The following is a 24,402-nucleotide window of genomic DNA, read 5'->3' as shown; positions in this document are numbered from 1 at the left end:
ATTGATGACAAGGTGACGCGCATCACCCTTACGTTCATATTGGTCATGGAAGGTGTTGATGATCCAGCGCTGGAGCATCGCCCGCAGGCTGTTTGCGGCCAATCTGCTGTTCATCGTGGCGCTGACGGCCATCGTGGGCACGGCCACGTTCGTCGACGCACGCGATCATGCCTACGACGAGGCCGGACGCCGGATGGCCGGCATTGCCACCACGGTGGCCGACGCTCCCTTCGTCCTGCAGGCGGCGAGCGCCGCCGACCCGTCAGCCCTGCTCCAGCCGTATGCCTTGAAGATCATGAACGATGCCGGCGCGGATTTCGTCACGATCATGGCCCCGGACCGGACGCGGTGGACCCATCCGCGCAACGAGGAACTGGGCAAGCCGTATATCGGCTCCATCGACGCAGCCCTCAACGGCCAGGTCTTCACGGAGGTCACGGCCGGCACCCTCGGCCCGTCCGTGCGCACCATCGCCCCGGTCAAAGATGCGGACGGCAACGTACGGGCGCTCGTGGCCGCGGGCGTGACGGTCCGGACGGTAGATGTGGCGGTCTCCGGCAGGCTGCCGGCGGTGCTGGCCATCGCCCTGGCGCTGCTGGCAGTTGGTTCGCTGGCGTCCTGGCTCCTGGGGCGGTACCTGCGCCGGGTGACCCGCGGCTGGGGACCGGAGCAGTTGGGCCAGCTCTTCGCGTACTACGAATCAGTGCTGCATTCGGTGCGTGAGGGCGTGATCCTCATCGACCCGCAGGGCAAGGTGGTCATGTACAACGACCAGGCCGCCGACCTGCTGGGGTTGCCGAAGCAGTCAGCCGACGGCGCTGGCGCTGCCGGGACGGATGCTGCCGGGACGAATGCCACCGGCGACGCGGGCGGCGGCCGCCAGATGGCCCCCTCCCTCGCGGACCTGCCGCTTGCACCCAGCCTGAAGGAACTTTTCGAATCCGGGCGGACGGCGCTCGACGAGCTTCACCTGACCGATTCCAGGGTCCTGGTGGTCAACCAGGGCCCCGCAGTGGGGCCTGCCACCGCCACAGGCCGCCAGCGGGGAGCGGCTTCCGGGGCGCATGTTTACGGCACTGTGGCCACTATCCGGGACCGCACCGAAATCGAGTCCCTGGGCAGCGAGCTTGAAACCATGCGCACGCTCTCGGACGCCCTCCGCGCCCAGACCCACGAGCACGCCAACCGGCTCCATACCATCGTCTCGCTCATGGAACTGGGCCGGGCACCTGAGGCACTGGACTACGCCACCAAGGACCTGGAGCTCAGCCAGCGGCTGACGGACGACATTGTCAGCTCCATCGAGGAACCTGTCCTCGGGGCCCTGATCATGGGCAAGGCCGCCGAGGCGCACGAGCGCGGCGTCGAACTGATCCTCAGCGCCGGCGGCTCCACGGCCGTGACCGGACTGGCCGTGCAGGACCTCGTGGCCATCCTGGGAAACCTGCTGGACAACGCCATCGACGCCGCGGCCGAAGCGCCGGCGCCCCGGCTGGTGGAGCTGACGGTGGAGACCACCGGCTCCGCCGTGGAGATCACGGTGGAAGACAGCGGCCCCGGGATTGACCCCGCGGCCGTGGAGGACGTCTTCCGGCACGGCTTCAGCACCAAGACGCCAGGCCCCTTCGGGCGGGGCCTGGGGCTGGCCCTGGTCCGCCAGGCCGTGCAGCGGCTGGGCGGTACCATGACAATCACCAGCCCGGCCGGGGCGCTGTTCCGCGTCACCCTGCCGGTCACACCGCCGCCGTCCACAACACCGGCGCCCACACCACCGCCGTCCACACCACCGCCCACAACACTGCCGTCCACAACAGAGGAACAGCCATGAGCGACATCCGGGTGCTCGTCGTCGAAGACGAGCCCATTGCCGCTGCGGCGCACGCCGCCTATATCGAAAGGCTGGACGGTTTCACCCTGGCGGGCTCCGCGCCGGACGGGCAGTCCGCCCTGCGCCTGCTCACGGACTTCGCGGCGGCGGGCAACCCGGTGGAGCTGGTGCTGCTGGACATGAACCTCCCGGACCTGCACGGGCTGGACATCGCACGGCGGATGCGGGCTGCCGGGCTGTTCGCGGACATCATTGCCATTACCGCCGTGCGGGAACTGAACATCGTACGCAGCGCCGTGGCCACCGGCGTCGTCCAGTACCTGATCAAGCCGTTCACCTACGCAACGTTTGCGGACAAACTCGCCAGCTACCGGCTGTTCCGCGAGCAGCTGGCATCGCCGGTGACCGGCGTCGCCGGGGCCCGGGCGTCCCAAAGCGACGTGGACCAGGCCTTCGCCAGCCTCCGCGCCCCGTCCGAGGTCTCGCTGCCCAAGGGTCTGGCCGTATCCACGCTGGAATCAGTCCAGGACTACATCAAGGCGCAGGACGGGGCGGTCTCGGCCAGCGAGGTCATGGAGGCGCTCGGCATGTCCCGGGTCACCGCCCGGCGCTACCTCGAATACCTCGCCGACGCCGGCACAGTCTCCCGCGCGGCACGCTACGGCGCCCCCGGCCGGCCGGAAAACGAATACCGATGGACCCGGCCGCGGCCGTAGCCAGCACCGCCGGCCGTGGGGTTACTCCCCCGTCGGGCGTCACGCAGCGCAGAGTTTCGGGATGGAACTACTCCGAAGCGGCGGGGCGCAGGGTTTCGAGCAGCCGGTCGATCACGCCCGCGTCCTCGATCGTGGACGGCACCACGTAGTCGTCTCCGTCGGCGATCTGGCGCATGGTCTTGCGCAGGATCTTGCCCGAACGGGTCTTGGGCAGCGCCTCCACCACGGTGACGTGCTTGAAGTCCGCCACGGCCCCGATGTCGCGCCGGACCAGGGCGATCAGGTCCCTGGCCAGCACGTCCTCGGGAACGTCCACACCGGATTTGAGGACCACGTAGCCGCTGGGACGCTGGCCCTTGAGCGGGTCCGCGAGGCCCACCACCGCGCATTCGGCGACCGCCGGGTGCTGGCCGATCACCTGTTCCATGGCGCCGGTGGAAAGCCGGTGTCCGGCGACGTTGATGATGTCGTCGGTGCGGCCCATCACAAAGACGTAGCCCTCCGAGTCCCGGTAGCCGGAGTCGCCGGTGGCGTAGTAGCCCTCGAATGCCTGCAGGTAGGAGGAGATGTAGCGTTCGTCGTTGCGCCACAGCGTGGTCAGGGTGCCGGGCGGCAGCGGCAGGCCCAGCACGATGTTGCCTTCCGTGCCGGCCTCGACGTCAGCGCCCCCGCCGTCGACAATGTTGAGCCGGAACCCGGGCATCGGGACGCTCGGCGAGCCGGCCTTGATCGGCAGCTCGGCCAGGCCGCGCGGGTTGGCGCAGATGGCCCAGCCGGTCTCCGTCTGCCACCAGTGATCGACCACCGGGACGCCCAGCACCCGCGAGGCCCAGTGGAAGGTGTCCGTGTCCAGCCGCTCGCCGGCCGCGAACAGGGTCCGCAGGCTGGAAATGTCGTAGTTGCCGACAAGCTGGCCCTCGGGGTCCGCCTTCCGGATAGCCCGCAGCGCGGTGGGGGCGGTAAACAGCACGTTGACCTTGTGGTCCTGGATCACCCGCCAGAACGCGCCGGCGTCGGGGGTTCCCACCGGCTTTCCTTCGTACAGCACCGAGGTGGCGCCGGCGAGCAGCGGCCCGTACACAATGTAGGAGTGGCCCACCACCCAGCCGACGTCCGAGGCCGTCCACATGACGTCCCCAGGGCCGACGTCGTAGACGTTTTCCATCGTCCACGACAGGGCCACGGCATGGCCGCCGTTGTCCCGCACCACCCCCTTGGGCGAGCCGGTGGTGCCCGAGGTGTAAAGGATGTACAGGGGATCCGTCGCCTTGACGTCCACCGGCGCGGCCGGCGCGGCGGAGGCCATCTCGGTGTCCCAGTCGAGCCACCCGGAGTGGTCGGCCGCCATGGACTCCACCGTGGCGGTGAAGCCGTCCCGGGCCTTGACCAACACCGGGGTCCCGGGGGCATCAGCCAGGTCGAGGGCCTCGGCGACGGCGGGCAGGTATTCGATCCGGCGCGAGGGCTCGATGCCGCCGGTCGCCGTCACCACCGCCGCCGGGGCGGCGTCCCGGATCCGGGCGGCGAGCTCCTTGGGAGCGAAGCCGCCGAAAACCACCGAGTGCACGGCGCCGAGCCGCGCGGTGGCCAACATCGCGATCGCGGCCTCGGGGATCATCGGCATGTAGATCACCACGCGGTCGCCCTTGCCGACCCCGCTGCGGCGCAGCACACCGGCGAACCGGGCCACGAGCTCCGTCAGTTCCGCATACGTGTAGCTCTGCCGGGTGCCCAGCATGGCGGAGTCGTAAATGAGGGCGTCCTGCCCACCCCGGCCTTCGGCGACGTGCCGGTCCAGGGCGTTGTAGGACGTGTTCAGGACACCGTCGGGAAACCAGTCATAGAGCGGCGCCCGGCCGGGATCGAGGGCCCGCCGCGGCGGCTTCGACCAGGAGATCCCGCGAGCGGCCTCCAGCCAGAACTCGTCGGGGTGATTCAGGCTGCGTTCGTAGGCGGCCCGATAGCTCTTGGTATCCATGGCATTCATCCTGTCCACGACGTTGTGTTGCTGCCCATGGTAGACCGGGGCGGACTGGGCGGACAAGAGCCATGTATACACAGATAACCAATTTCCTAGATTCAGGCGGCCATTGCTGGGCAAAGTGGCTCTCCGTGTATACACTGTTGATGTTCCACCCGATAAGGCCACCACTGAAGGAGGCAGGATGCGCGCCAGCGACAAGGCCTACGAGGCCCTGCGCGAGGACATCATCGAGTGGCGCCTCCTGCCCGGAACCGTGCTCGCGGAAGTGGAGCAGTCCGAGCGGCTGGGCATTTCACGCACGCCGCTGCGGGAGGCCCTGAGCCGGCTCACAGCCGAGGGACTGACGACGACGGGCGGCCGCGGCGTCGTCGTGACCGACATTTCCCTGGACGACATCGACGAACTGTTCGAACTGCGCGAAACCCTCGAAGGCAAGGCCGCCGCCCTCGCCGCGGAGCGCGGCGATCCGGCGGTCTTCGATGCGCTCCGGCGCGAACTGCTCCGGGCCCCGGAACTGATCGGCGGGCAGGATCCGGCCCTGCACGACTACTACTCTCTGGTGGGACGGCTGGACACGGCCATCGACGCCGCCATCTCCAACTCCTACCTCGCCCAGGCCATGCGCAGCCTCCGCGTCCATCTCGTGCGCGTCCGGCGCCTGGCCGCCGACGACGCCGATCGGCTCACCGCCGCCGCCGCCGAGCACGCCGCGATCGCCGAGGCGATCGCCGCCGGCAATCCGCGGCTGGCGGAGGCCGCCACCACGCTTCACCTGCACCGCAGCCTTTCCCACGTCAAAGCCACGCATACACCTCAGCAAAAGGAGCACCATGGTTAAGGAACACCACGTCCGCGTCTACAAGAGCGAGGAAAACCTGGGCCGCGAGGACCAGCTCGCCTACAAGATCGCCAAGGTCGCCGCCGATCCCGTAGCCGTCACCGATGAGGTCACCGATATGGTGATCAACCGGATCATCGATAACGCCTCGGTGGCGATCGCGTCGCTGAACCGTGCCCCGATCGTCGCGGCCCGGGCGCAGGCGCTGACCCATGGCCCCAGCACCGGCGGCAAGGGCGCCAAGGTCTTCGGCATCGAGGAACGCGTCTCCCCCGAATGGGCTGCCTGGGCCAACGGCGTCGCGGTCCGCGAACTCGACTACCACGACACCTTCCTGGCCGCGGACTACTCGCACCCGGGAGACAACATTCCCCCGATCCTGGCCGTGGCCCAGCACGTCGGCTCCGACGGCCAGGACCTGATCCGCGGCATCGCCACCGGCTACGAGATCCAGGTCAACCTGGTCAAGGCCATCTGCCTGCACAAGCACAAGATCGACCACGTGGCGCACCTCGGCCCCTCCGCCGCCGCCGGCATCGGCACCCTGCTGGGCCTCGACGTCGAGACCATCTTCCAGTCCGTCGGCCAGGCGCTGCACACCACCACCGCCACCCGGCAGTCCCGCAAGGGCGAGATCTCCACCTGGAAGGCCCACGCCCCCGCGTTCGCCGGCAAGATGGCCGTCGAATCCGCGGACCGTGCCATGCGCGGGCAGACCTCCCCGGTGCCGATCTACGAAGGCGAAGACGGCGTGATCGCCTGGATGCTGGACGGCCCGGACGCCTCCTACGAGGTGCCGCTGCCGACGCCCGGCGAGGCCAAGCGCGCCATCATGGACACCTACACCAAGGAGCACTCGGCCGAATACCAGGCGCAGGCCTGGATCGACCTGGCCCGCAAGCTCCACGGCGAACACCCCGAGGTCACGGACCCGGCCAACGTCGATTCCGTGCTGATCAAGACCAGCCACCACACGCACTACGTGATCGGCTCCGGCGCCAACGATCCGCAGAAGTACGATCCCACGGCCAGCCGGGAAACCCTGGACCACTCCATCCCGTACATTTTCACCGTCGCCCTGCAGGACGGCACCTGGCACCACGTGGACTCCTACGCCCCGGAACGCGCCGGCCGTACGGACACCGTGGAACTCTGGCACAAGGTCACCACGGTGGAGGATCCGGAATGGACCCGGCGCTACCACTCCCTGGACATCGCGGAGAAGGCTTTCGGCGGCACCGTGGAGATCACGCTCAAGGACGGCACCGTCATCACCGATGACATCGCCGTGGCCGACGCCCACCCGCTGGGCGCCCGGCCGTTCGCGCGGGAGCAGTACGTCAACAAGTTCCGCACCCTCGCCGCCGGTCTGGTGGGCGGCGCGGAAATCGAGCGCTTCCTCGCCGCGGCCGCCCGGCTCCCCGAGCTCGGCGCCGGCGAGCTGGACCAGCTGAACATCAAGGCTGCCGACGGCGTGATCGACCTCGCCGCCGCACCGAAGGGACTTTTCTGATGCTGTACTCGAAGGTCACTCCGGAGCAGAAGCGGGTCCGGTTCCGCGAACTCCTCGCATCCGGCACGATCCAGCAGTTCCCCGGCGCGTTCAACCCGCTCTCGGCCCGGCTGATCGAGGAGAAGGGCTTCGCCGGGGTGTACATTTCCGGCGCGGTCCTGGCCAACGACCTGGGGCTGCCGGACATCGGGCTGACCACCCTCACCGAGGTGGCCACCCGCGCCGGGCAGATCGCCCGGATGACGGACCTGCCGGCAATCGTCGACGCCGATACGGGCTTCGGCGAGCCCATGAACGTGGCCCGTTCGGTCCAGGAACTCGAGAACGCCGGCCTGGCCGGCTGCCACATCGAGGACCAGTTCAACCCCAAGCGCTGCGGCCACCTCGACGGTAAGAACGTGGTGGACCTGGACACCGCCACCAAGCGGATCCGGGCCGCGGCCGACGCCCGGCGCGACCCGAACTTCCTGATCATGGCCCGGACGGACATCCGTGCCACCGACGGGCTCGAGGCCGCACAGGAGCGCGCCAAGGCGCTCGTGGAGGCCGGTGCGGACGCGATTTTCCCCGAGGCTATGAAGGATCTGAGTGAGTTCCAGGCCATCCGCGACGCCGTCGACGTCCCGATCCTGGCCAACATGACCGAATTCGGCCAGAGCGCCCTGTTCACCGTGGAAGAGCTGGCCGGCGTCGGGGTCAATATGGTCATCTATCCGGTGACGCTGCTCCGTAGTGCCATGGGCGCTGCGGAGCGTACTCTGGAATCGATTAAGGCCGACGGAACTCAGGAGGCACAGGTTGGAAGCATGCTGACCCGTGCGCGTTTGTACGATCTTGTTGACTATGAGGCTTACAACCGTTTTGACACTGGAGTGTTCAATTTCCAGATCCCCGGTAAGTAAGCCCACACAGAACCACCGGCTCGTGCCGGTACAGGAGTCAGAGACAAAGGAGTTTCAGCATGGCTGAACAGGACATCAAAAAAGGCCTCGCCGGTGTCGTAGTTGACTACACAGCGGTCTCCAAGGTCAACCCGGACACCAATTCATTGCTGTATCGCGGCTATCCGGTGCAGGAACTGGCCGCCAAGTGCAGCTTCGAGGAAGTCGCGTACCTGCTCTGGAACGGCGAGCTGCCCACCACGGACCAGCTGGCGGAGTTCACCGCCAGGGAGCGTGCCGGCCGCGCGCTGGATCCGGTGATCAAACAGGTAATCGACGCCCTGCCCACCACATCGCATCCCATGGATGTCTGCCGGACGGCGGCCTCGGTCATGGGTGCACGGCACCCGCTCGAGAATGACTCCTCGCGCGAGGGCAATCTGGCAAAGGCCATTGATCTGTTCGCGGCAATGCCGGCCGTGGTGGCCTACGACCAGCGGCGCCGGCGCGGCCAGGACGTGGTGGAACCCCGCGAGGATCTGGGCTACGACGCCAACTTCCTCTGGATGACCTTCGGCGAGGAGGCCGTCCCGGAAGTAGTCGACGCGTTTAACGTTTCCATGATCTTGTACGCCGAGCACTCCTTCAATGCCTCCACCTTCACGGCCCGGGTTATCACGTCCACGCTGTCGGACCTGCACTCGGCCGTGACGGGCGCCATCGGCGCCCTCAAGGGCTCGCTTCACGGTGGAGCCAATGAGGCCGTCATGCACACCTTCGACGAGATCGGCATCAGGCCGGAGGAGTCATTGGAGGACGCCCACGTCCGGGCGAAGGCCTGGATGGAGGACGCCCTGGCCCAGAAGAAGAAGGTCATGGGCTTCGGCCACCGCGTCTACAAGCACGGCGACTCCCGCGTGCCCACCATGAAGTCGGCGCTGGACAAGATGATCGCCCATTATGGCCGCCCCGAACTGTTGGGCCTATACAACGGGCTTGAGACCGCGATGGACGAGGCGAAGGGGATCAAACCGAACCTCGACTATCCAACCGGCCCCACCTACCACCTCATGGGCTTCGACACCGCCACCTTCACTCCCCTGTTCGTCGCCAGCCGCATCACCGGCTGGACAGCGCACATCATGGAGCAGCTGGATGCGAACTCCCTGATCCGCCCGTTGAGCGAGTACAACGGCGTCGAGGAACGGCACCTGGCTTAGCAGGCTCTGCCGCACATCAGCCCGGCACCAAGCAAAGAAAACGCGGACCGGTCACCCCCCCAAAAAAAGTGACCGGTCCGCGTTGGTCTGTGCGCGTAATTTCTGCCCGCGTTTGTACTGCCTGCGGTCTTGCGCCTGCCGTGTAGTGCCTGCGGCGCTGAGCCTGCGGCGTTTCGCCTAGCCGGCCTTGATTTTCAGCGAGGTGATCATGCGCTTCGCGTTCACGTACTCCGGGGTCTGCATGTAGGCCTTCGCAGCTTCCAGCGAGGGGAAGGTCTTGGCGCCCTGACGGTTTCCGTTCTGTTCAGTGCCGCCGCTGTTGACCTGGACGGCGTCGGCAAAGTAGTAGAAGGGCGACTCTGCCGGACCACTGACCACGTTGTAGAACATGCAGGACTTTCCGTCCTTGCCGGCTGCACTGCCCGCGATGCCGTACGAAGCGGTGACGCGGCCCGCTTCCAGAAGGGCACGGAAGGCAAAGTGGGGCGTGATGGTGTCAGCGGCGGCAGTGTTGTGCGGCAACGACAACTCCATCGAGTCCAGGACGCTGTAAGGTACGGGGTTCTGGCAGGCGCCGCCGAGCCCGGCACCGGACGGTCCGTAGTGGAGTGACGCCACCACCATGCCCGAGGCGTCCGACACGTCGACGTCGATGTTCGGCGCCGCGCCAAGGCCTGCCGGCGTTGCTAAAGTCCATCCGGCAGGATAGTCGAAGCTCACTTTCCCGTTTGTGCTCGTGTAAGTCTGCCATTTCTCCGTTGCCGGCGCCGCCGGTGTCGTGGCGACTGCCGACGACGACCCCGCCGTCGCAGACGGCGTCGCAGTGGCTGTTTCCGTTGCCGTTGCGGTGGCCGACGGCGCGGCTGCGCCGCCCTGTCCGGCGGCCGGTGACCCGGAGGGGCCGCAGGCTGTGGAGCCGAGCAGTAGGGCCGTGGCTAGGGCCGCCACCGCGGCCTTCCGGCGCCCGGGGAAGCTTTTGGAGGGCTTCGCGGGGGAATGCGGCGCGGTTTCCTCAAGGCTGAAAGCAGCTCCTCCAGTGATCCTGTGGTTGGTCGATTCCATGTGATTCCCCCGTTGTGCTGTTGGTGCTTGAAGTTGTGTGTGCGGATGGTTCCCGCAGGCTACCGGCAACCCCGGTGCACTGCTTGTCAAACGGACCGTCCTGGCTGATCGGGTGACGGCGGGCTGGTCCCCCTGCACAAGGTGGCCACCCCGCCGCTTCTCGAAAGCCTTATGCCGGCATCCTGAGGCTGACAACCATGTTCTTGAGCTTTTTGTACTCGGGTGTCCCCATGTAGGCCTTAGCCTCCGTGAGGCTTTTGAACACTGGCTCGCCAGGACCCTTGGAAGCCCTGTCGGCGAAGATCAGTGAGCCCCTGGGCGCCCCGCTCACCACGGAATACATGAGGCAACTGTCCGTCAGTTGGCCGCTGGACTTGTCCACCAGACCAACCTGGTAGCTGAAGCCCTTCCCGATCGAAGTCTGGTCAAGCACCCGGTAGGAGAACCGGACTCCGGCATCGAAGGCCCATTGTTCAGTAAGGGACGTCGACGCTGTGTCCAGTTCGGTCGCCTTGTACTTCTCCGGACCGCACGCCCCTCCGAGGCCGGCGCCCGCACCGTAGTAGAAGCTCGCTACCTTCTTGCCGGTCTCGTCTGAGACCTGGATTCCCGAGGCGGGAACGTCCGGGGTGCCTGCAGGCACGTCCTTTGCGGTCCATCCGACGGGCAGATTGAACGAGGCATCTGCTGCTGCGCTCGTGAAACGCGTTGATGTTGGCGTCAACGAAAGCGAAACGAGCATGCGCTTGATGTCCTGGTACTCCTGTGTCTGCATGTACCCCTTGGCCTCGGCAACGGAAGCAAAGGTCAGAGGCGCGTCCTCACCGTCAGCGGTGAGCCACAGGGCATCCCCGAACTGTGCGAAAGGCACGTCGTCCGGGCCCAAGATGCTGTTGTACAACGCGCACGTGGTGGTGTCCGGAGCCAGATCCATGTCAGTCAGCGCCACGGATCCATAGACTTTGTCACCTTGGATGATCCGAAAAACAAACGCCGACGGGCCCCGGGGACTTTCCTTGAGCTTGTTCGCCTTTTGCGGGATATCGAGAACCACCGAGTCGAGGGTGGAAAACGGCTTGGGAACCGGGCACACGGGTCCTCCCGCTCCGTCGTAGACCAGGCCCAGGGTTGATATCTTCTTGCCCTCTGAATTCCTCACCTCAACGGTGTTGAAGAAGCCACCATTAATTGTTTTCGGCGTCTGGGAGACGGTCCAACTGGCGGGGAGTTCAAACGTGGCCTGGCCGGTCGCGTCAGTGAAGGTAGTCCAGGCCGCCGGAGCGGATATTGCCGGGGGTGTCGGTGTCGCCGACGGCGTCACGGTCTCTGAGGTGGTCGCGGAAGCCGTCGGGAACGCAACCGCCGTGGGAGCAACGGTGCCCGCCGGCTCGGGGGCGGTGGTCAGTGCCCCCAGGTTCGTTGCGACCAGTACGCCGGCGGTGACCGCCGCCGCGGTCAGCGTCAGCACGCCGGCCAGCCTGGCCCGCCGGTGCTTCCGGTCCGCGAGGGAGGAGACATTGAGCGGCAGGCGATCGCTAAATTCGCCGGGCTCGGCGAGCATCCGCCGCAGTGCTGCCTCGCCGTCGGGCACGGACGGATCGTTGTGCACGGGGTCCACCGCGGAAATCATGTTCTTGATCGGATCCATCTCAGGCACCCATCTTCTGTGTCATGGTGTCAGCACTGACCGGCATTTGCTTGCGAAAAGCGGCCCGGGCCCGGTGCAGCCGGACCTTGGCGGCGGACTCGCTGCACTGCAGCACGCCCGCGATGTCAGCGATACTCAATTCATCCCAGTAGGCGAGCTGGAGTATGTCCTGGTCCTTTTCGCGCAAACCGGCCAAGGCGTCCTGGACCGCCACGTTGTCCGAGTCGTCACCGAACCGGACAACGGCCGCGGAGCGCAGCTTGTCCTGCAGCGCCTGCTGACGGTCCCGGCTCCGGTATGCGTTCCCGATCAGATTGCGGGCCACTGTCAGAAGCCACGCCGTATCCGTCCGTGGTGCGTCATCCCATTTCTGCCAGACCACGCGGAATACGTCCGCGGCGAGTTCCTCCGCCAGCTCGGCTGATTCCACCCGCCGCCGCACAAATTTGTAGACCAGTGGGTAACTGTCTTTGTGAATGGCGATAAATGCCAGTTCGCGCTCCGAAAGCACGCATCCCCCAAGTATGTTGTGTCCGAAACTGCTGGATAACTGTATTGTTTCCGGCCGCCCGCTAGGGGTTACACGCCCCGCAAAGAATATTCCGCAGAGGCCACGGTCTCGTTGTCATCGTTCAGGGTGATGACGGCTTCCACCGTGCCTTCCCCCAAAGCCAGCGGCAGCCAGTGCTCGGCATCCTGCCACATGCGCGCCAGCGGCAGGGCCGCGACCTGGAACCATTCCGGGATCATTTCCTGGCTTTCGACGGGTTCGCCAGACCAGCGGCGCGTGGTGAAAAGGCTCGTGGACATGTTCCATTCCGGCCGAGCGGGAAAGACGAATTCGATCAGCCCGGCAACGCGGAGGTCGTCTTCTGTGACCACGATTCCGGCTTCCTCAAAGACTTCGCGGCAGGCGGCCTCGGCGTCGGACTCCCCCGGTTCCACGTGGCCGCCCAGCCCCACGATCTTTCCGACTCCGAACCCGGTCTTCTTTGTACCGAGGAGGACCTGCGTGCCGGCAGCTCCGTCGCGTAGCAGGAAGCACAGAGTGACAGCTGTCGAGTTCATGAATCCACCCTAGCGCCAGCCCCCGGGGCCGGCGGTGCCACGCCGCAGGCGTGCCTCGGCGCGGATTTAGCCCAGGGCGCGGGGGTGCGCGGCGGCATAGATCTCCCGCAGCGTATCGGCCGTCACCTGCGTGTAGACCTGTGTGGTGGTCACTGAGGCGTGTCCCAGCAGTTCCTGGACCACGCGCACGTCGGCGCCGCCCTCCAGCAGGTGGGTGGCGAAGGAGTGCCGCAGGGTGTGCGGTGACACGTCTTTGGTGATGTTGGCTTTGTCCGCCGCAGCCTTCAGGATGGTCCAGGCGCTTTGCCGGCTGATCCTGCCGCCGCGGGCGTTCAGGAACAGCGCCGGGGTGCCCTTGCCCTTGGCGGCCAGCAGGGGCCGCCCGCGGACCAGGTAGGCGTCCAGGGCGCGCGCCCCATAGGATCCCAGCGGGACGAGGCGTTCCTTTGAGCCCTTGCCGAAGAGCCGGACGATTGCCGGGCCACCGCCTTCACCTGCCTCCCGGGAGGTCTGCAGAGAGATGTCGTCAACATCCAGGCCCACGGCTTCGCTGATGCGGGCACCGGTGGAATAGAGGAACTCGAGCAGCGCACGGTCCCGCAGGCCGGTTGCCGTGTCCGTGCCGGCCGCCTCGAGGATCCTGGTGACCTCGCCGACGCTGATGGCTTTCGGCAGACGTTTGCCGGGCATGGGCGGGTGTACATCGCTGGCGGGGTCGGTGGGTGTGACGCCTTCGAGCGCCCAGAATTTGTGGAGGCCGCGCACGGCCACGACGGTGCGCGCCGCGGACCGGACGCCCAGGGAGGAGCCGCCGTCGGAGCCGTCGGAGAGCGCCTGGACGAATCCGGTGACGTCGTGGCGGATGACCTCCGACGGGCGCTGGCGTCCCGACCGGGCGAGGTGGCTCGCGTACCGGGCCAGGTCACGCCGGTAGGCCGCGAGGGTGTTTGCCGCGAGTCCGCGTTCCACGCTCATGTGCTGCAGGTAGTCAGTCACTGCGCGGTCAATCGCGGTGAGCGGCCGCGCGGGCGGGCGTTCGGGAGCGGCTGACGCCGCCGGGGCCGGAGGTTGCGCGGGCGCCGGTGCGGGGTCCGGAAATTGCGCAGGGTCCGGAAGTTGCGCAGGGGCCGCCGGATCCAGCCTTGGGGGTTCGGCGATCAGCGCGTCGGTCATCGGCGCTGGCTGGGATGGGCGGGCCAGGGCGCGTCGGCCGGGCGGAGGCTTTCGAAGTTGTCGGCGCGGGCGGCAGCCGCTGCCAGCACGCCGACGACGGCGGACGGGTTGTGCAGTCGGCCGTCAAGCACCGCCTGCACGGCCTCGTCCAGCGGGGTCCAGTGCAGTTCGATTTCGGCTTCCTCGTCGGTGCGCACGTGCCGCTCATGTCCCGGCACCTCGCTCAGGCCGCGGGCCAGGTAGATGCGGATGGCTTCGCTGGAGGATCCCGGGGAGTTGAAGAAGTCCGCCAGTACGTTCCAGCGGTCCGCCACGAGGTCCGCTTCCTCGGCCAGTTCGCGGGCGGCGCCGATGACGAAGTCCTCCCCCTCGACGTCCAGCAGCCCGGCGGGAATCTCCCAGAGATCCATGCCGACGGGGTGCCGGTACTGCCGCAGCAGCAGCACGTCGCCGGCGTCGTTCATGGGGAGAATGGCCACCGCGCCGGGATGGTCGATGTAGTCCCGGACCAGGGTGTCGCCGTCGTCGTTGAGCTGGAAACTGTCGCTGACGACGTCCCAGATCCTGCCTTCGTAAACCTTCCGGGAAGACAAAAGACGGCGCGGGCTCGGCTCATCCGAAACCTGCCGTGCAGCATTGGGGGTCTCAGACATACCGGGCATCGCGCCGTCCTTTGATTCAGTTGGAAATTACTTGGACACTGCTGCCGACGAGGGCTTGGGCGCAGCGGCCGGGGCATCGGCCTTCGCACTGTCCGTCTTGGCGCTGGCGCTGATGGTGGCAGCGGGCGCAGAGTCGGCGACCTGCTGGTGGCCCAGGGCGGCCTTGATCAGGCCCGCGAACAGCGGGTGCGGGCGCGTGGGCCGSGAGCTGAGCTCGGGGTGCGCCTGSGTGGCCACGTAGTACGGGTGGACKTCGCGGGGAAGYTCCACRWACTCGACCAGCTTGCCGTCGGGCGASGTTCCGGAGAASMYCAGGCCCYKGGCGGCRATCTGCTCGCGGTACTTGTTGTTGACCTCGTAGCGGTGCCGGTGRCGTTCGCTGACATTCGTGGCGCCGTAGGTTTCGGCGACGACGGATCCTTCGTCCAGCTTGGCCTCGTACAGGCCCAGGCGCATGGTGCCGCCGAGGTCGCCCTTGCCGTCAACGATGTCCAGCTGCTCTTCCATCGTGGCGATGACCGGGTACTTGGAATCCGGCTCGAACTCGGACGAGGACGCGCCTTCGAGGCCAACCACGTTGCGGGCGTAYTCGATSACCATGCACTGCAGGCCCAGGCACAGGCCCAGGACCGGGAGCTTGGWTTCGCGGGCATACTTCAGGGCGCCAAGTTTGCCTTCGAGGCCGCGGATGCCGAAGCCGCCCGGAACGCAGATGGCGTCGACGCCGGCCAGGGACTGCACAGCGCCCTCGCGGGTTTCGCATTCGTCCGAGGGGACCCAGCGGATCTTGACCTTGGTGTCGTTGGCGAAGCCGCCGGCGCGCAGGGCCTCGGTGACGGAGAGGTAGGCGTCCGGCAGGTCGATGTACTTGCCCACGAGCGCGATCTCAACTTCGTGCTTCGGGTTGTGGACGGCGTCGAGCAGCTTGTCCCAGCTGGTCCAGTCCACATCCTTGAACGGCAGGTCCAGGGCGCGGACGATGTATGAATCCAGGCCCTGGGAGTGCAGGGTCTTCGGGATGTCGTAGATGCTCGGGGCGTCCGGGCAGCCGATCACGGCGTCGATGTCGACGTCGCACATGCGGCCGATCTTGTCGCGCATGGGCTGCGGGACTTCGCGGTCCGAACGGATCACGATTGCCTCCGGCTGGATGCCGATGGAGCGCAGCGCGGCAACGGAGTGCTGCGTCGGCTTGGTCTTCAGCTCCTGCGAGGGGCCGATGTACGGCACGAGGGAAACGTGGAGGAAGAAGACGTTGCCGCGGCCGATGTCCTGGCGGACCTGGCGGGCGGATTCGAGGAACGGCTGGGACTCGATGTCCCCCACCGTGCCGCCGATTTCGGTGATGATGACATCCGGGGCGTTCTTGCCCTCGGCGGGCAGCCGCATGCGCCGCTTGATCTCATCGGTGATGTGCGGGATGACCTGGACGGTGTCGCCGAGGTATTCGCCGCGGCGCTCCTTGGCGATGACCGTCGAGTAGACCTGGCCGGTTGTGACGTTGGCCGATCCTTCGAGGTTTTCATCGAGGAAGCGCTCATAGTGGCCGATGTCCAAGTCCGTCTCGGCGCCGTCGTCGGTAACGAAGACTTCGCCGTGCTGGAAGGGATTCATCGTGCCCGGATCCACGTTCAGATAGGGATCGAGCTTTTGCATTGTTACAGACAGACCGCGTGCCCGCAGGAGGTGGCCGAGGCTCGAAGCCGTCAGTCCCTTACCGAGCGAGGACGCTACACCACCGGTGACGAAGATGTGTTTGGTCGTCTTGGACGAGCCCGGGAACCGGGAATTTACACGAGAGTTTGATCGCTGCACCACGGAGTTTGAGCTTATCATCAATTCGGCCTTCCACGGGCTCCCTGGCGGGATCCCGATGTGATTGTTGTCCTAGCAGCGGCACCTGCGGAACTCCGTGCGGAAGTCCCGGCGACCCCGCCTAGATTTGCGGCAGGAGTTTGGCGTCGTCCAGCAACTCCTGGGCGTGGGCCTGCGCCGACTCCGAGTCCTCCTGGCCGGCGAGCATGCGGGCCAGCTCGCGGACGCGCTCGGCCTCATCCAGCAGCTGCACGTCGCTGGAGGTGAATCCCGTGGCGGTAGCGCCGTCGGCGCCCCGCACGGAGGTCTTGGTGACCCTGATGTGCTGGTCCGCGAACGCGGCCACCTGCGGCAGGTGGGTCACCACAAGGACCTGGACGTGCCGTGCCAGCATCGCCAGCCGGCGGCCGATCTCGACGGCGGCCCGGCCGCCCACGCCGGCGTCGACCTCGTCGAAGACGAACGTCGGGACGGGATCGACGGCGGCCAGGACCACCTCGATGGCGAGCATGACGCGGGAGAGTTCACCGCCCGAGGCGCCCTTGCCCARCGGCCGGGCCGGCGCACCCGAGTGCGGCTGCAGCAGGAACGAGATGTCATCTGCCCCGAACGGTCCCAGCTGGCCGGCGGGCTCGAGGTTGATGACCAGGGTGGCATCGGCCATGGCCAGCGCCTTCAGCTCCACACTGACCCGGGCGGAGAGGTCCTTCGCGGCCTTGGTGCGCGCCTTGGTGATCGCGGAGGCCTTCTTCTTGAGCTCGGCCCCGGCCCGGGCCACCTCGGCTTCCAGCGATTCGATCCGGGTGGAGTCGTCCTGCAGTTCCTCGTACCGGGTCCGGGCCTCCTCGGCCCAGACCAGCACCTCGTCGATGCTCGGCGCGTACTTGCGCACAAGCTTGGCCAGCGCGGCCCGGCGGTCCTCGATCTCTGCCAGCCGTTCCGGGCCCTCCGTGTCCAGGGCGGCCTGGTAGCTGGCGAGCTCCGCGGCGATGTCGTTGAGCAGGAAGCCGACCTCGGCCAGACGCGCCGCGGCTGAGCCCAGCTCCTCGTCGTGTTCGGCAACGTGCTCCAGGGTGCGCTTGGCGGCGTCCACCAGTGTGGTGGCGTCGGCATCTTCGCCAAAGTCCTCGGCGATGAGCGCCTGGTGGGCGGTACTGGCCGCGATCCGCAGTTCCTCGACGTTGGCCAGCTTCACTGCCTCGGCCTTCAGGGCGTCGTCCTCCCCCGGCTGGGGGTCCACGGCGTCGATCTCGGTGAGGGCAACCTGCAGCGACTCGGCCTCGCGGAGGCGTTCACGGGCGGCGCTGCGCAGGGAGTCCAACTCGGCCTGGCTGGCGTGCCAGTGGGCGTAGAGGTCCTGGTAGGCGGCCAGCGTTCCCGCGAGGCTGTCGCCCGCGAATTTGTCCAGGGCGCCGCGTTGCGCCACCGGGCTCTTGAGCCGGATCTGGTCCGACTGGCCATGCACCACCACAAGGGTTTCGCCGATTTCGGCGAGCACGCCGACAGGCGCGGCCCGTCCGCCCAGATAGGCGCGGCTGCGGCCGTCCGCTCCGACGCTGCGGGCAAGCAGCAGTTCAGCACCGCCGTCGAACTCCTCGACGTCGGCGCCGGCCTCGCGGGACCGGGCGATGGCGGAGTGCCCGGCGTCGAGCTTCAGCACCGCCTCCGCGGAGGCGCTCTTCGCGCCGCTGCGGACCGCTCCGGCGTCGGACCTGGCACCGAGGAGCAGTCCGACGGCGGTGACCACCATGGTCTTGCCGGCTCCGGTTTCACCGGTCACGACGCTGAGGCCCGGGCCCAGCGGCAGGGTGGCGTCGGTGATGACGCCGAGATCGCGGATTCGCAGTTCTTCAAGCATGGTTCACTTCTCGGTTGAGGGATCTGGCGATGGATCGGGCCCGTCGCCGGGTCCTGCGTCGTGCGGCGAGGGCAGCGGCGGCATGGGGCGGGGCGTGCGGATGATCGGGACGGGTCCGGTGTGGATGGCCTTGGCCTGCGGCATGGGGCCGCGCCAGCCCTGGATGGGGAGCTGGAACTTGCGCACGAGCCGGCCGGAGAAGGGGGTCTGGTGTGTCCTGGCCAGCCGGACGGGCGTGGCGGAGCGGGTCACTTCTACGCGCGCGCCGGGCGGCAGGTCCACCGAGCGGCGGCCGTCGCACCACAGGACGCCCTGGGCGTCGGTACGGTTCAGGATCTCGACGGCGAGCCGGGACCGGGGAGAGACCACGAGCGGCTTCGCGAAGAGGGCATGGGCGCTGATCGGCACGATCAGCAGGGCCTCCACTTCGGGCCACACGACGGGGCCGCCGGCGGAAAACGCGTACGCCGTGGATCCGGTGGGCGTGGCCAGGACCACGCCGTCGCAACCGAAGGAGGTCAGGGGGCGTTCGTCGACTTCCGTGACCACCTCCAGCATCCGTTCCCGGTTGCCCTTTTCGATCGCCGCCTCGTTGAGGGCCCAGGTGTGCCAGATCTTCTGCCCGCGGACCCAGACCTGGACGTCGATCGTCATGCGCTCCTCCACCGTGTAGTCACGGCTGGCGATCCACTCGACTGTCTGGGCGAGGTCGGCCCGCTCACTTTCGGCAAGGAACCCCACATGGCCCAGATTCACTCCGAGCAGCGGCACGTCGACTTCCCGGACCAGCTCGGCCGCGCGGAGGATGGTGCCGTCCCCGCCCAGCACCATGACGAGTTCCACCTCGGGCAGCTTCACGTGGTCGTGCAGTACCTCCACGGGGTGGTCGAGCCGGCCGAAGAACCGGACCATGTCCCCGAGCTCGTTTTCCTGCAGCACCGGGACCAGGCCGGACTCATGCAGCAGGGCGCACGCCTCCCAGGCAGCCTTGAGGGATTCCTCGCGCCCTGTGTGGGCAAGGATGAGGACACGCCTGCTCATCGGGTTCCGCCTTCTGGTGGTTCTAGTGGTTCGGCCAGATTGTTCCGAGCAACGCAGCAACGGCTGCGTCCCGCTCCTCGATCTTAGGCGGGACTTCCGACATCGCGCGTTTTATCCACAGGAAGTATTCGACATTGCCGTCCTGTCCCGGCAGCGGGCTTTGGGCGAGGCCCCGCAATTCGAGGCCCGCGTCCACGGCGGCGGCAGCCACCTTGGTCACGGCGAGCCTGCGCTCCCGCTCCGAGGTGACCACGCCGGTCCGGCCCAGCCGGTCCTTGCCGATCTCGAATTGCGGTTTGACCATGAGGACAAGGTCACCACCGGGCACCGTGCAGGCGGCGAGCGGTACCACCACCAGGGTCAGCGAGATGAAGGACAGGTCAGCCACCGTCAAAGCGGCCGGTCCACCGATTTCCCCTGGCGTCATGTACCGGACATTGAGACCCTCGTGGACGGCAACGCGCGGGTCGTGCCGGATTTCCGGGACCAGCTGGCCGTGCCCGACGTCTACGGCCACCACGTGGGCGGCTCCGCGCCGCAGCAGCACATCCGTGAACCCGCCGGTCGAGGCACCGGCGTCGAGGCATCGTTTGCCGGCGACTTCGACGGCGGGAAAGGCATCCAGCGCGCCGGCCAGCTTGTGCCCGGCCCGGCTTACGTAGCCGTCCTCTGCGGAGGCCCGCACGTCCAGCGCCGCGTCATCCGGGATTTGCTGTGAGGCCTTGGCGAGGATCTCGCCGCCGGAGCTCACCTTGCCCTCGGAGATGAGCCGGGCGGCATGCGTCCGGGACCGTGCCAGCCCCCGGCTGACAAGTGCCTGGTCCAGCCGGCTCACGCTCCCCCGTCCCCTGCTGCATGGATGCGGCGTGCCGCGCCGGCGTGGCCGGCCACGTCCTCGTTCAGGGCCTCCAGCAGGGCATCGTGCATGCCGGCATAGACTTCGCCGTGTCCGGACACCGGCGCCTGCCGCACGGCCGCGAGGCGGTCCAGCACGGCACTGACGGCCGGGTCCTGGACGTGCTGCAACGACAGATCGGGCCAGGCGACGCCGGCCTCTGCCGGGGCGCCAGCCTCAGCCGCCTCGTGAGGCTCGTGGGTTGGATCCTGGTTTGGATGTGGGTTCAGCTCTGGGTTCAGCTCGGTCATAGGTCCAGCCTAGTGATCGAGCCACTCGAGGACCGGGGCCAGCGCGCTGGTGGTCTCGGGGTTCGCGGCCCACCAGGCCGAACAGGCGGCACGCCATGAATCGAGGTCGGCGGGGTCGCCGCTGATGTGGACGGACTGCCCGCGCACGATTGCCGAGGCAGTGCCGCTGCTGTACCGCCCGGCGTCGTGCTCCACGGCAGGGTACGGCGCGTACAGGCCGGTGAGGTCATTGATGAGGAAATCCGGGCGCTCCATGGACCGGGCGGCGAGGATCGATTCCCTGGTGTCCACGCCGGTCAGCACAGCCACCGTGGCGAAGCCGGCGTTGTTGCCGCCCAGGATGTCGGTGTCCAGGCGGTCACCGACGACCAGCGGCCGGTCGGCGGACAGCCGCTTGGCGGCCGTGTGGAACAGCGGTGCCTCGGGCTTGCCCGCCACGATCGGGGTCTTGCCGGTCGCGGCCGCAACGGCCGCCACAAGCGTCCCGTTCCCCGGGGCAATGCCGCGCGCCTGGGGAATGGACCAGTCCGTGTTGGTCGCCACCCAGAGGGCGCCGCCGGCCACGACGTACGACGCCTCCGCGAGGTCTTTCCACCCGATGTCCGGGCTGAAGCCCTGCACGACGGCGACCGGGTTGTCCTCCGCGCCGCGGACGGGAACCAGGCCCACCAGCTCAATTTCCTGGGCCAGCGCGGCGCTGCCGGTGATCAGCACGTGCGACCCGGCAGGCAGCATCGAGGCCAGCAGCGCCGCCGCCGCCTGCGAGGAACTCACCACCTGGTGGTCCTCGGCAGGCGCGCCGAGGTCGCGCAGGTGTTGCGCTACCTGCGCCGGGGAGCGGGAGGCGTTGTTGGTGACGTAGCCCAGCCCGACGCCGACGCCGGCGAGCCGGCGCAGCGATTCCACGGCCCCGGGGATGGCATGGGGGCCGGCGTACACCACGCCGTCGAGGTCGGAGAGCAGGGCATCAAACGTGGCGATCAGTGCGGTGTCGCCCATGCGGCTAGTCCTCGGCCCGGTCATGCCGGGCGGCCTCGGAGTCGTCCAGGAGTTCCTGATCCGCTTCGGCCTCTTGGGCCTCCGGTTCGCCGCCGGCGTTATCGAGCACTTCTGATTCACTCAGCACGTCGGCTTCCACCGAATCCTGGTCGGACTCGGCGTCGTCGGACTCGAAGTAGTCCCCTTCGGCGTCGTCGGCGTTATGGTCGATAACGCTGTGGTCGATGGCGCTGTGGTCGATGGCGCTGCCGTCGGTCGCATTCAGGCCGGTCGCCTCAGCTGCGGCGCCGGTGGTTTCCGCGGCGGCAGCAGCACCGGCGGCACGCGGGGCGCGCTCTTCGGTGCCGGCGTGCGTGTCGGCGTTCTCCTGCTCACGGAGCCGGCGCTGCCGGTTCTCCTCACGGGCTTCCTCTTCCTCGTCCCAGCCGAGGTCGATGATGTCAGGGTCCTCGTCCTCCCCAAGGCCCAGTGCGTTTTCGGCCACGACGGCCTGGCGCTGCCACTTCTCGGCCTCAGCCGCACGGCCGGCTGCCGTCAGCGCATCAGCGTACGCGCGGAACAGCCGGGGGCTGTAGGAAAAGGCCCGGTTGATGTCCAGCAGCGGGATCTCCAGTTCGGAAACCGCGGCGTCGAACTGCCCGAGGTCGGTGCGGGCACCGGCTGCCACGATCGCCAATTCCACCTTGCCCGGGGCGTCGAGATCCTTGGCTTCCTCGGATCGGGCCATGTCCAGGGCACGGTCCGGGCGGCCGAGGCCCCGCTCGCAGTCGGCCATGACCGGCAGGTGCATGTTGGAGCCACTGATCCGGCGGTAGGTGCGGAATTCCCGGAGGGCTTCACCATAGTGGCCGGCCGCGTAGGCGGTCAGGCCGACAGCTTCGCGGACGGACGCAAGGCGTCCACCGCGGCGGCTCGCTGCCAGGGCATGCTGGAAGGCAAGCTCAGGTTCCTCGTCAAGGAGCCGTCCGGCCATGACAAGGTGGCGGGCCACCCATTCGGCGCTGGTGCCTTCGAGGGTCTTGATCTGGTGCTGGGTGGCACGGTCAAGTTCCTTGCCCGTGACGTCCTCGTCGATCTGGGGTGAACGCTCCCGGTCGGGACGGTTGGCGCTGCGGAGATCGCGCGCGTTGGGTACGCGTACCGGACGGTCCTCGGGACGGTCGCGACCATACTGGCGCGGACCCGACTCGCCACGGTCGAAGCTGCGTGCGGGACGGTCCTCGCGGCTGCCGAACGGCTTGCGGTTATCGCCGGCGCCGTAGGGCTTGCGGTCACGGTCGCCGCCGCCGAAACTGCGCTGGCCGCCACCCTCACGCGGAGCACGATCACCATAGGGCTTACGCTCGCCACCGCTGTACGGCTTACGATCGCCATAAGACGGACGGCTATCGCCACCGAAGCTGCGCTGGCCTCCACCTTCACGCGGGGCACGATCACCGTAAGGCTTACGCTCACCGCCGGCGCCGCCGCTGTACGGCTTACGCTCACTGCCCCCGAAACCACGCTGATCCCCGCCCTCACGCGGGCCGCGATCACCATAGGGCTTACGGTCACGATCGCCACCACCGCTATACGGCTTACGATCGCCACCACCGCTGTACGGCTTACGATCGCCATAAGACGGACGGCTATCGCCACCGAAGCTGCGCTGGCCTCCACCTTCACGCGGGGCACGATCACCGTAAGGCTTACGCTCACCGCCGGCGCCGCCGCTGTACGGCTTACGCTCACTGCCCCCGAAACCACGCTGATCCCCGCCCTCACGCGGGCCGCGATCACCATAGGGCTTACGCTCGCCACCGGCGTACGGCTTACGATCACCACCACTGTAAGGCTTGCGGTCACGGTCCCCGCTGCCGTAGCTGCGCTGGCCGCCACCCTCACGCGGAGCACGATCACTGTAGGGCTTGCCTTCACGGTCTTCCCTGGAACGGAACCCGCGAGGATCGCCGCCCGAGTTGCTCGTGCCGCGGAAAGGGGCTCCGCCGGAGTTGTCTCGGGCTTTGCCGCCGCGGTTGCCATCGTTGTGATCAGCCATGCTGGGATCCTCCTGTTGCGAGCTGACCACTGGCGCATTCGCAGCCGCTCTGTTCCGTGTTTCGTTTCCTACGCAACCCGAAATCAAGCGCTTCGAAGTCCGTACATCTCCATCAATTCTAGGCGAGCAACCCGCCACCGGCTAACGGCAGCAGGTCTATCGGACCCGCGGTGGCAAGTCTCACAACCCTCGGCCGCTATTCTCTCCGTCCCGGCGGCCGGCGGGCAGCGCTGGTGGCCGAGACCCTGTATTTGGGCCTGGCCGGAAGACGCCGGCGACGCGGTTGGGGGTCCTGGATCTCCATGATGTTCTGGCGGAGGCTTAGAGCCGAGCCATTTGCACGGTGATGCCCTACCCGCGCAGCCTAGGCCCATTCCGATCACCGCCGCTCGCCCACAGGGGCGCCTTTCGACACGATTCCGGCCCCTGGGTCCGGTAACCGCGGCGTGTCCATGTCAAAGTGCCCCGGGACGGCATCCGGCGGACGAGACCACGGGCGCTCGAGCCCAGTACCTCAGAGGCCAGGCAGCTCAGATTCCCGGCACGACGCTCGTGACACACCGGTATGTACTCACGTTTTGTCCTATAACCCGGATTCTTTTGTTTTGTGGGTTAAATGCGGGAGGACCCCCAACGTGGTTGGGGGTCCTCGACCGTTAATGRTGTTCCGGCGGTGACCTACTCTCCCACACCCTCCCGGGTGCAGTACCATCGGCGCTGTGGGTCTTAGCTTCCGGGTTCGGGATGGGACCGGGCGTTTCCCCCACGCTATGACCGCCGTAACCCTTGCTCCGCCACCGCCTGTTGCCGGGGGTGGGGAAATCTGGTGGTTACAACATGTGCTCTGCGGTTTTCACCGCAGCTGTGGTGTTGTTATTCAGTTGACGGTTCTCAAGCAACGGGTTTGTTGGT

General features: G+C 67.5%; 20 protein-coding genes and 1 rRNA gene. 6 read left to right on the top strand and 15 right to left on the bottom strand.

Annotated features, from left to right (window positions below; genetic code table 11):
• The first annotated feature begins 58 nt into the window (after nucleotides 1-58).
• Both AC1DEY_RS11195 and AC1DEY_RS11190 read left to right on the top strand, forming a co-directional pair.
• Nucleotides 59-1,828 carry a sensor histidine kinase gene (locus tag AC1DEY_RS11195; protein ID WP_476868000.1) on the top strand — a complete coding sequence of 590 codons (1,770 nt, stop codon included), beginning with the start codon at nucleotides 59-61 and terminating at the stop codon, nucleotides 1,826-1,828.
• Complete coding sequence (locus AC1DEY_RS11190; protein WP_441410405.1) at nucleotides 1,825-2,544, top strand: response regulator; 720 nt, start codon at nucleotides 1,825-1,827, stop codon at nucleotides 2,542-2,544. Before AC1DEY_RS11195 ends, AC1DEY_RS11190 begins: the two co-directional genes overlap by 4 nt.
• A 67-nt stretch (nucleotides 2,545-2,611) precedes the next feature.
• Here the strand turns inward: AC1DEY_RS11190 and AC1DEY_RS11185 are convergent, their stop codons facing one another.
• Complete coding sequence (locus AC1DEY_RS11185) at nucleotides 2,612-4,522, bottom strand: AMP-binding protein (protein WP_476867999.1); 1,911 nt, start codon at nucleotides 4,520-4,522, stop codon at nucleotides 2,612-2,614.
• A 187-nt stretch (nucleotides 4,523-4,709) separates the two neighbouring features.
• On the opposite strand from AC1DEY_RS11185, the gene AC1DEY_RS11180 reads away from it, so the two are divergent.
• The 4 genes from AC1DEY_RS11180 to AC1DEY_RS11165 are packed head-to-tail and all read left to right on the top strand — an operon-like array spanning nucleotide 4,710 to nucleotide 8,980.
• Nucleotides 4,710-5,366 carry a GntR family transcriptional regulator gene (locus AC1DEY_RS11180; RefSeq protein WP_476867998.1) on the top strand — a complete coding sequence of 219 codons (657 nt, stop codon included), beginning with the start codon at nucleotides 4,710-4,712 and terminating at the stop codon, nucleotides 5,364-5,366.
• Nucleotides 5,359-6,879, top strand: coding sequence for an MmgE/PrpD family protein (locus tag AC1DEY_RS11175; RefSeq protein WP_476867997.1), 1,521 nt, complete (start codon nucleotides 5,359-5,361; stop codon nucleotides 6,877-6,879). Before AC1DEY_RS11180 ends, AC1DEY_RS11175 begins: the two co-directional genes overlap by 8 nt.
• The gene (gene prpB / locus AC1DEY_RS11170) at nucleotides 6,879-7,781 is read left to right on the top strand and encodes a methylisocitrate lyase (protein WP_476867996.1); all 903 of its coding nucleotides are present in this window, start codon (nucleotides 6,879-6,881) and stop codon (nucleotides 7,779-7,781) included. Before AC1DEY_RS11175 ends, prpB begins: the two co-directional genes overlap by 1 nt.
• A gap of 59 nt (nucleotides 7,782-7,840) precedes the next feature.
• Nucleotides 7,841-8,980 (top strand): bifunctional 2-methylcitrate synthase/citrate synthase, encoded by a 1,140-nt coding sequence (locus AC1DEY_RS11165; RefSeq protein ID WP_476867995.1) that lies wholly within the window; start codon nucleotides 7,841-7,843, stop codon nucleotides 8,978-8,980.
• Between the two features lie 177 nt (nucleotides 8,981-9,157).
• Here AC1DEY_RS11165 and AC1DEY_RS11160 read toward each other — a convergent pair whose 3' ends face one another.
• The 14 genes from AC1DEY_RS11160 to rrf form a co-directional block, all read right to left on the bottom strand.
• The gene (locus tag AC1DEY_RS11160) at nucleotides 9,158-9,700 is read right to left on the bottom strand and encodes a hypothetical protein (RefSeq protein WP_476867994.1); all 543 of its coding nucleotides are present in this window, start codon (nucleotides 9,698-9,700) and stop codon (nucleotides 9,158-9,160) included.
• A gap of 511 nt (nucleotides 9,701-10,211) precedes the next feature.
• Nucleotides 10,212-11,699: a hypothetical protein gene (locus AC1DEY_RS11155; protein ID WP_476867993.1), complete on the bottom strand. Its 1,488-nt coding sequence runs from the start codon at nucleotides 11,697-11,699 to the stop codon at nucleotides 10,212-10,214.
• The gene (locus tag AC1DEY_RS11150) at nucleotides 11,692-12,201 is read right to left on the bottom strand and encodes an RNA polymerase sigma factor (protein WP_476867992.1); all 510 of its coding nucleotides are present in this window, start codon (nucleotides 12,199-12,201) and stop codon (nucleotides 11,692-11,694) included. The genes AC1DEY_RS11155 and AC1DEY_RS11150 overlap by 8 nt, the downstream gene beginning before the upstream one ends.
• A 68-nt stretch (nucleotides 12,202-12,269) precedes the next feature.
• Nucleotides 12,270-12,758 carry an 8-oxo-dGTP diphosphatase gene (locus tag AC1DEY_RS11145; protein WP_476867991.1) on the bottom strand — a complete coding sequence of 163 codons (489 nt, stop codon included), beginning with the start codon at nucleotides 12,756-12,758 and terminating at the stop codon, nucleotides 12,270-12,272.
• Nucleotides 12,759-12,824: 66 nt separating this feature from the next.
• Nucleotides 12,825-13,766, bottom strand: coding sequence for a site-specific tyrosine recombinase XerD (gene xerD / locus AC1DEY_RS11140; RefSeq protein WP_476868046.1), 942 nt, complete (start codon nucleotides 13,764-13,766; stop codon nucleotides 12,825-12,827).
• Nucleotides 13,767-13,927: 161 nt separating this feature from the next.
• Nucleotides 13,928-14,593 carry an NUDIX domain-containing protein gene (locus AC1DEY_RS11135; protein WP_476867990.1) on the bottom strand — a complete coding sequence of 222 codons (666 nt, stop codon included), beginning with the start codon at nucleotides 14,591-14,593 and terminating at the stop codon, nucleotides 13,928-13,930.
• A 27-nt stretch (nucleotides 14,594-14,620) separates the two neighbouring features.
• Complete coding sequence (locus AC1DEY_RS11130; protein WP_476867989.1) at nucleotides 14,621-16,429, bottom strand: CTP synthase; 1,809 nt, start codon at nucleotides 16,427-16,429, stop codon at nucleotides 14,621-14,623.
• A 100-nt stretch (nucleotides 16,430-16,529) separates the two neighbouring features.
• Nucleotides 16,530-18,266, bottom strand: a complete 1,737-nt coding sequence (gene recN / locus AC1DEY_RS11125) for a DNA repair protein RecN (protein ID WP_476867988.1) — start codon at nucleotides 18,264-18,266, stop codon at nucleotides 16,530-16,532.
• A gap of 3 nt (nucleotides 18,267-18,269) precedes the next feature.
• Complete coding sequence (locus tag AC1DEY_RS11120) at nucleotides 18,270-19,307, bottom strand: NAD kinase (RefSeq protein ID WP_476867987.1); 1,038 nt, start codon at nucleotides 19,305-19,307, stop codon at nucleotides 18,270-18,272.
• A 22-nt stretch (nucleotides 19,308-19,329) separates the two neighbouring features.
• On the bottom strand, nucleotides 19,330-20,142 hold the full coding sequence (locus AC1DEY_RS11115) for a TlyA family RNA methyltransferase (protein WP_476867986.1): 813 nt from the start codon (nucleotides 20,140-20,142) through the stop codon (nucleotides 19,330-19,332).
• Nucleotides 20,139-20,453 (bottom strand): hypothetical protein, encoded by a 315-nt coding sequence (locus tag AC1DEY_RS11110; protein ID WP_476867985.1) that lies wholly within the window; start codon nucleotides 20,451-20,453, stop codon nucleotides 20,139-20,141. The genes AC1DEY_RS11115 and AC1DEY_RS11110 overlap by 4 nt, the downstream gene beginning before the upstream one ends.
• 9 nt (nucleotides 20,454-20,462) lie before the next feature.
• On the bottom strand, nucleotides 20,463-21,452 hold the full coding sequence (locus AC1DEY_RS11105) for an HAD-IIA family hydrolase (protein ID WP_476867984.1): 990 nt from the start codon (nucleotides 21,450-21,452) through the stop codon (nucleotides 20,463-20,465).
• A 4-nt stretch (nucleotides 21,453-21,456) separates the two neighbouring features.
• Nucleotides 21,457-23,490 (bottom strand): hypothetical protein, encoded by a 2,034-nt coding sequence (locus tag AC1DEY_RS11100; RefSeq protein ID WP_476867983.1) that lies wholly within the window; start codon nucleotides 23,488-23,490, stop codon nucleotides 21,457-21,459.
• Between the two features lie 665 nt (nucleotides 23,491-24,155).
• Nucleotides 24,156-24,272, bottom strand: a 5S ribosomal RNA gene (gene rrf / locus AC1DEY_RS11095).
• Nucleotides 24,273-24,402 lie beyond the last annotated feature (130 nt).

Source organism: Arthrobacter sp. 05T47, assembly GCF_056395825.1.
The sequence above is the reverse complement of the archived record's forward strand: the minus strand, read 5'-3'. Positions and strand labels throughout refer to the sequence as shown.

Bases quoted from the DNA above. Each gene is read 5' to 3' on its own strand.
- AC1DEY_RS11135 (WP_476867990.1), bottom strand. From the start codon at position 14,593: ATGCCCGGTATGTCTGAGACCCCCAATGCTGCACGGCAGGTTTCGGAT.
- AC1DEY_RS11145 (WP_476867991.1), bottom strand. From the start codon at position 12,758: ATGAACTCGACAGCTGTCACTCTGTGCTTCCTGCTACGCGACGGAGCT.
- AC1DEY_RS11165 (WP_476867995.1), top strand. From the start codon at position 7,841: ATGGCTGAACAGGACATCAAAAAAGGCCTCGCCGGTGTCGTAGTTGAC.
- AC1DEY_RS11195 (WP_476868000.1), top strand. From the start codon at position 59: ATGATCCAGCGCTGGAGCATCGCCCGCAGGCTGTTTGCGGCCAATCTG.
- AC1DEY_RS11180 (WP_476867998.1), top strand. From the start codon at position 4,710: ATGCGCGCCAGCGACAAGGCCTACGAGGCCCTGCGCGAGGACATCATC.
- AC1DEY_RS11100 (WP_476867983.1), bottom strand. From the start codon at position 23,490: ATGGCTGATCACAACGATGGCAACCGCGGCGGCAAAGCCCGAGACAAC.
- AC1DEY_RS11110 (WP_476867985.1), bottom strand. From the start codon at position 20,453: ATGACCGAGCTGAACCCAGAGCTGAACCCACATCCAAACCAGGATCCA.
- AC1DEY_RS11190 (WP_441410405.1), top strand. From the start codon at position 1,825: ATGAGCGACATCCGGGTGCTCGTCGTCGAAGACGAGCCCATTGCCGCT.
- AC1DEY_RS11105 (WP_476867984.1), bottom strand. From the start codon at position 21,452: ATGGGCGACACCGCACTGATCGCCACGTTTGATGCCCTGCTCTCCGAC.
- AC1DEY_RS11185 (WP_476867999.1), bottom strand. From the start codon at position 4,522: ATGGATACCAAGAGCTATCGGGCCGCCTACGAACGCAGCCTGAATCAC.
- AC1DEY_RS11175 (WP_476867997.1), top strand. From the start codon at position 5,359: ATGGTTAAGGAACACCACGTCCGCGTCTACAAGAGCGAGGAAAACCTG.
- AC1DEY_RS11120 (WP_476867987.1), bottom strand. From the start codon at position 19,307: ATGAGCAGGCGTGTCCTCATCCTTGCCCACACAGGGCGCGAGGAATCC.
- prpB (WP_476867996.1), top strand. From the start codon at position 6,879: ATGCTGTACTCGAAGGTCACTCCGGAGCAGAAGCGGGTCCGGTTCCGC.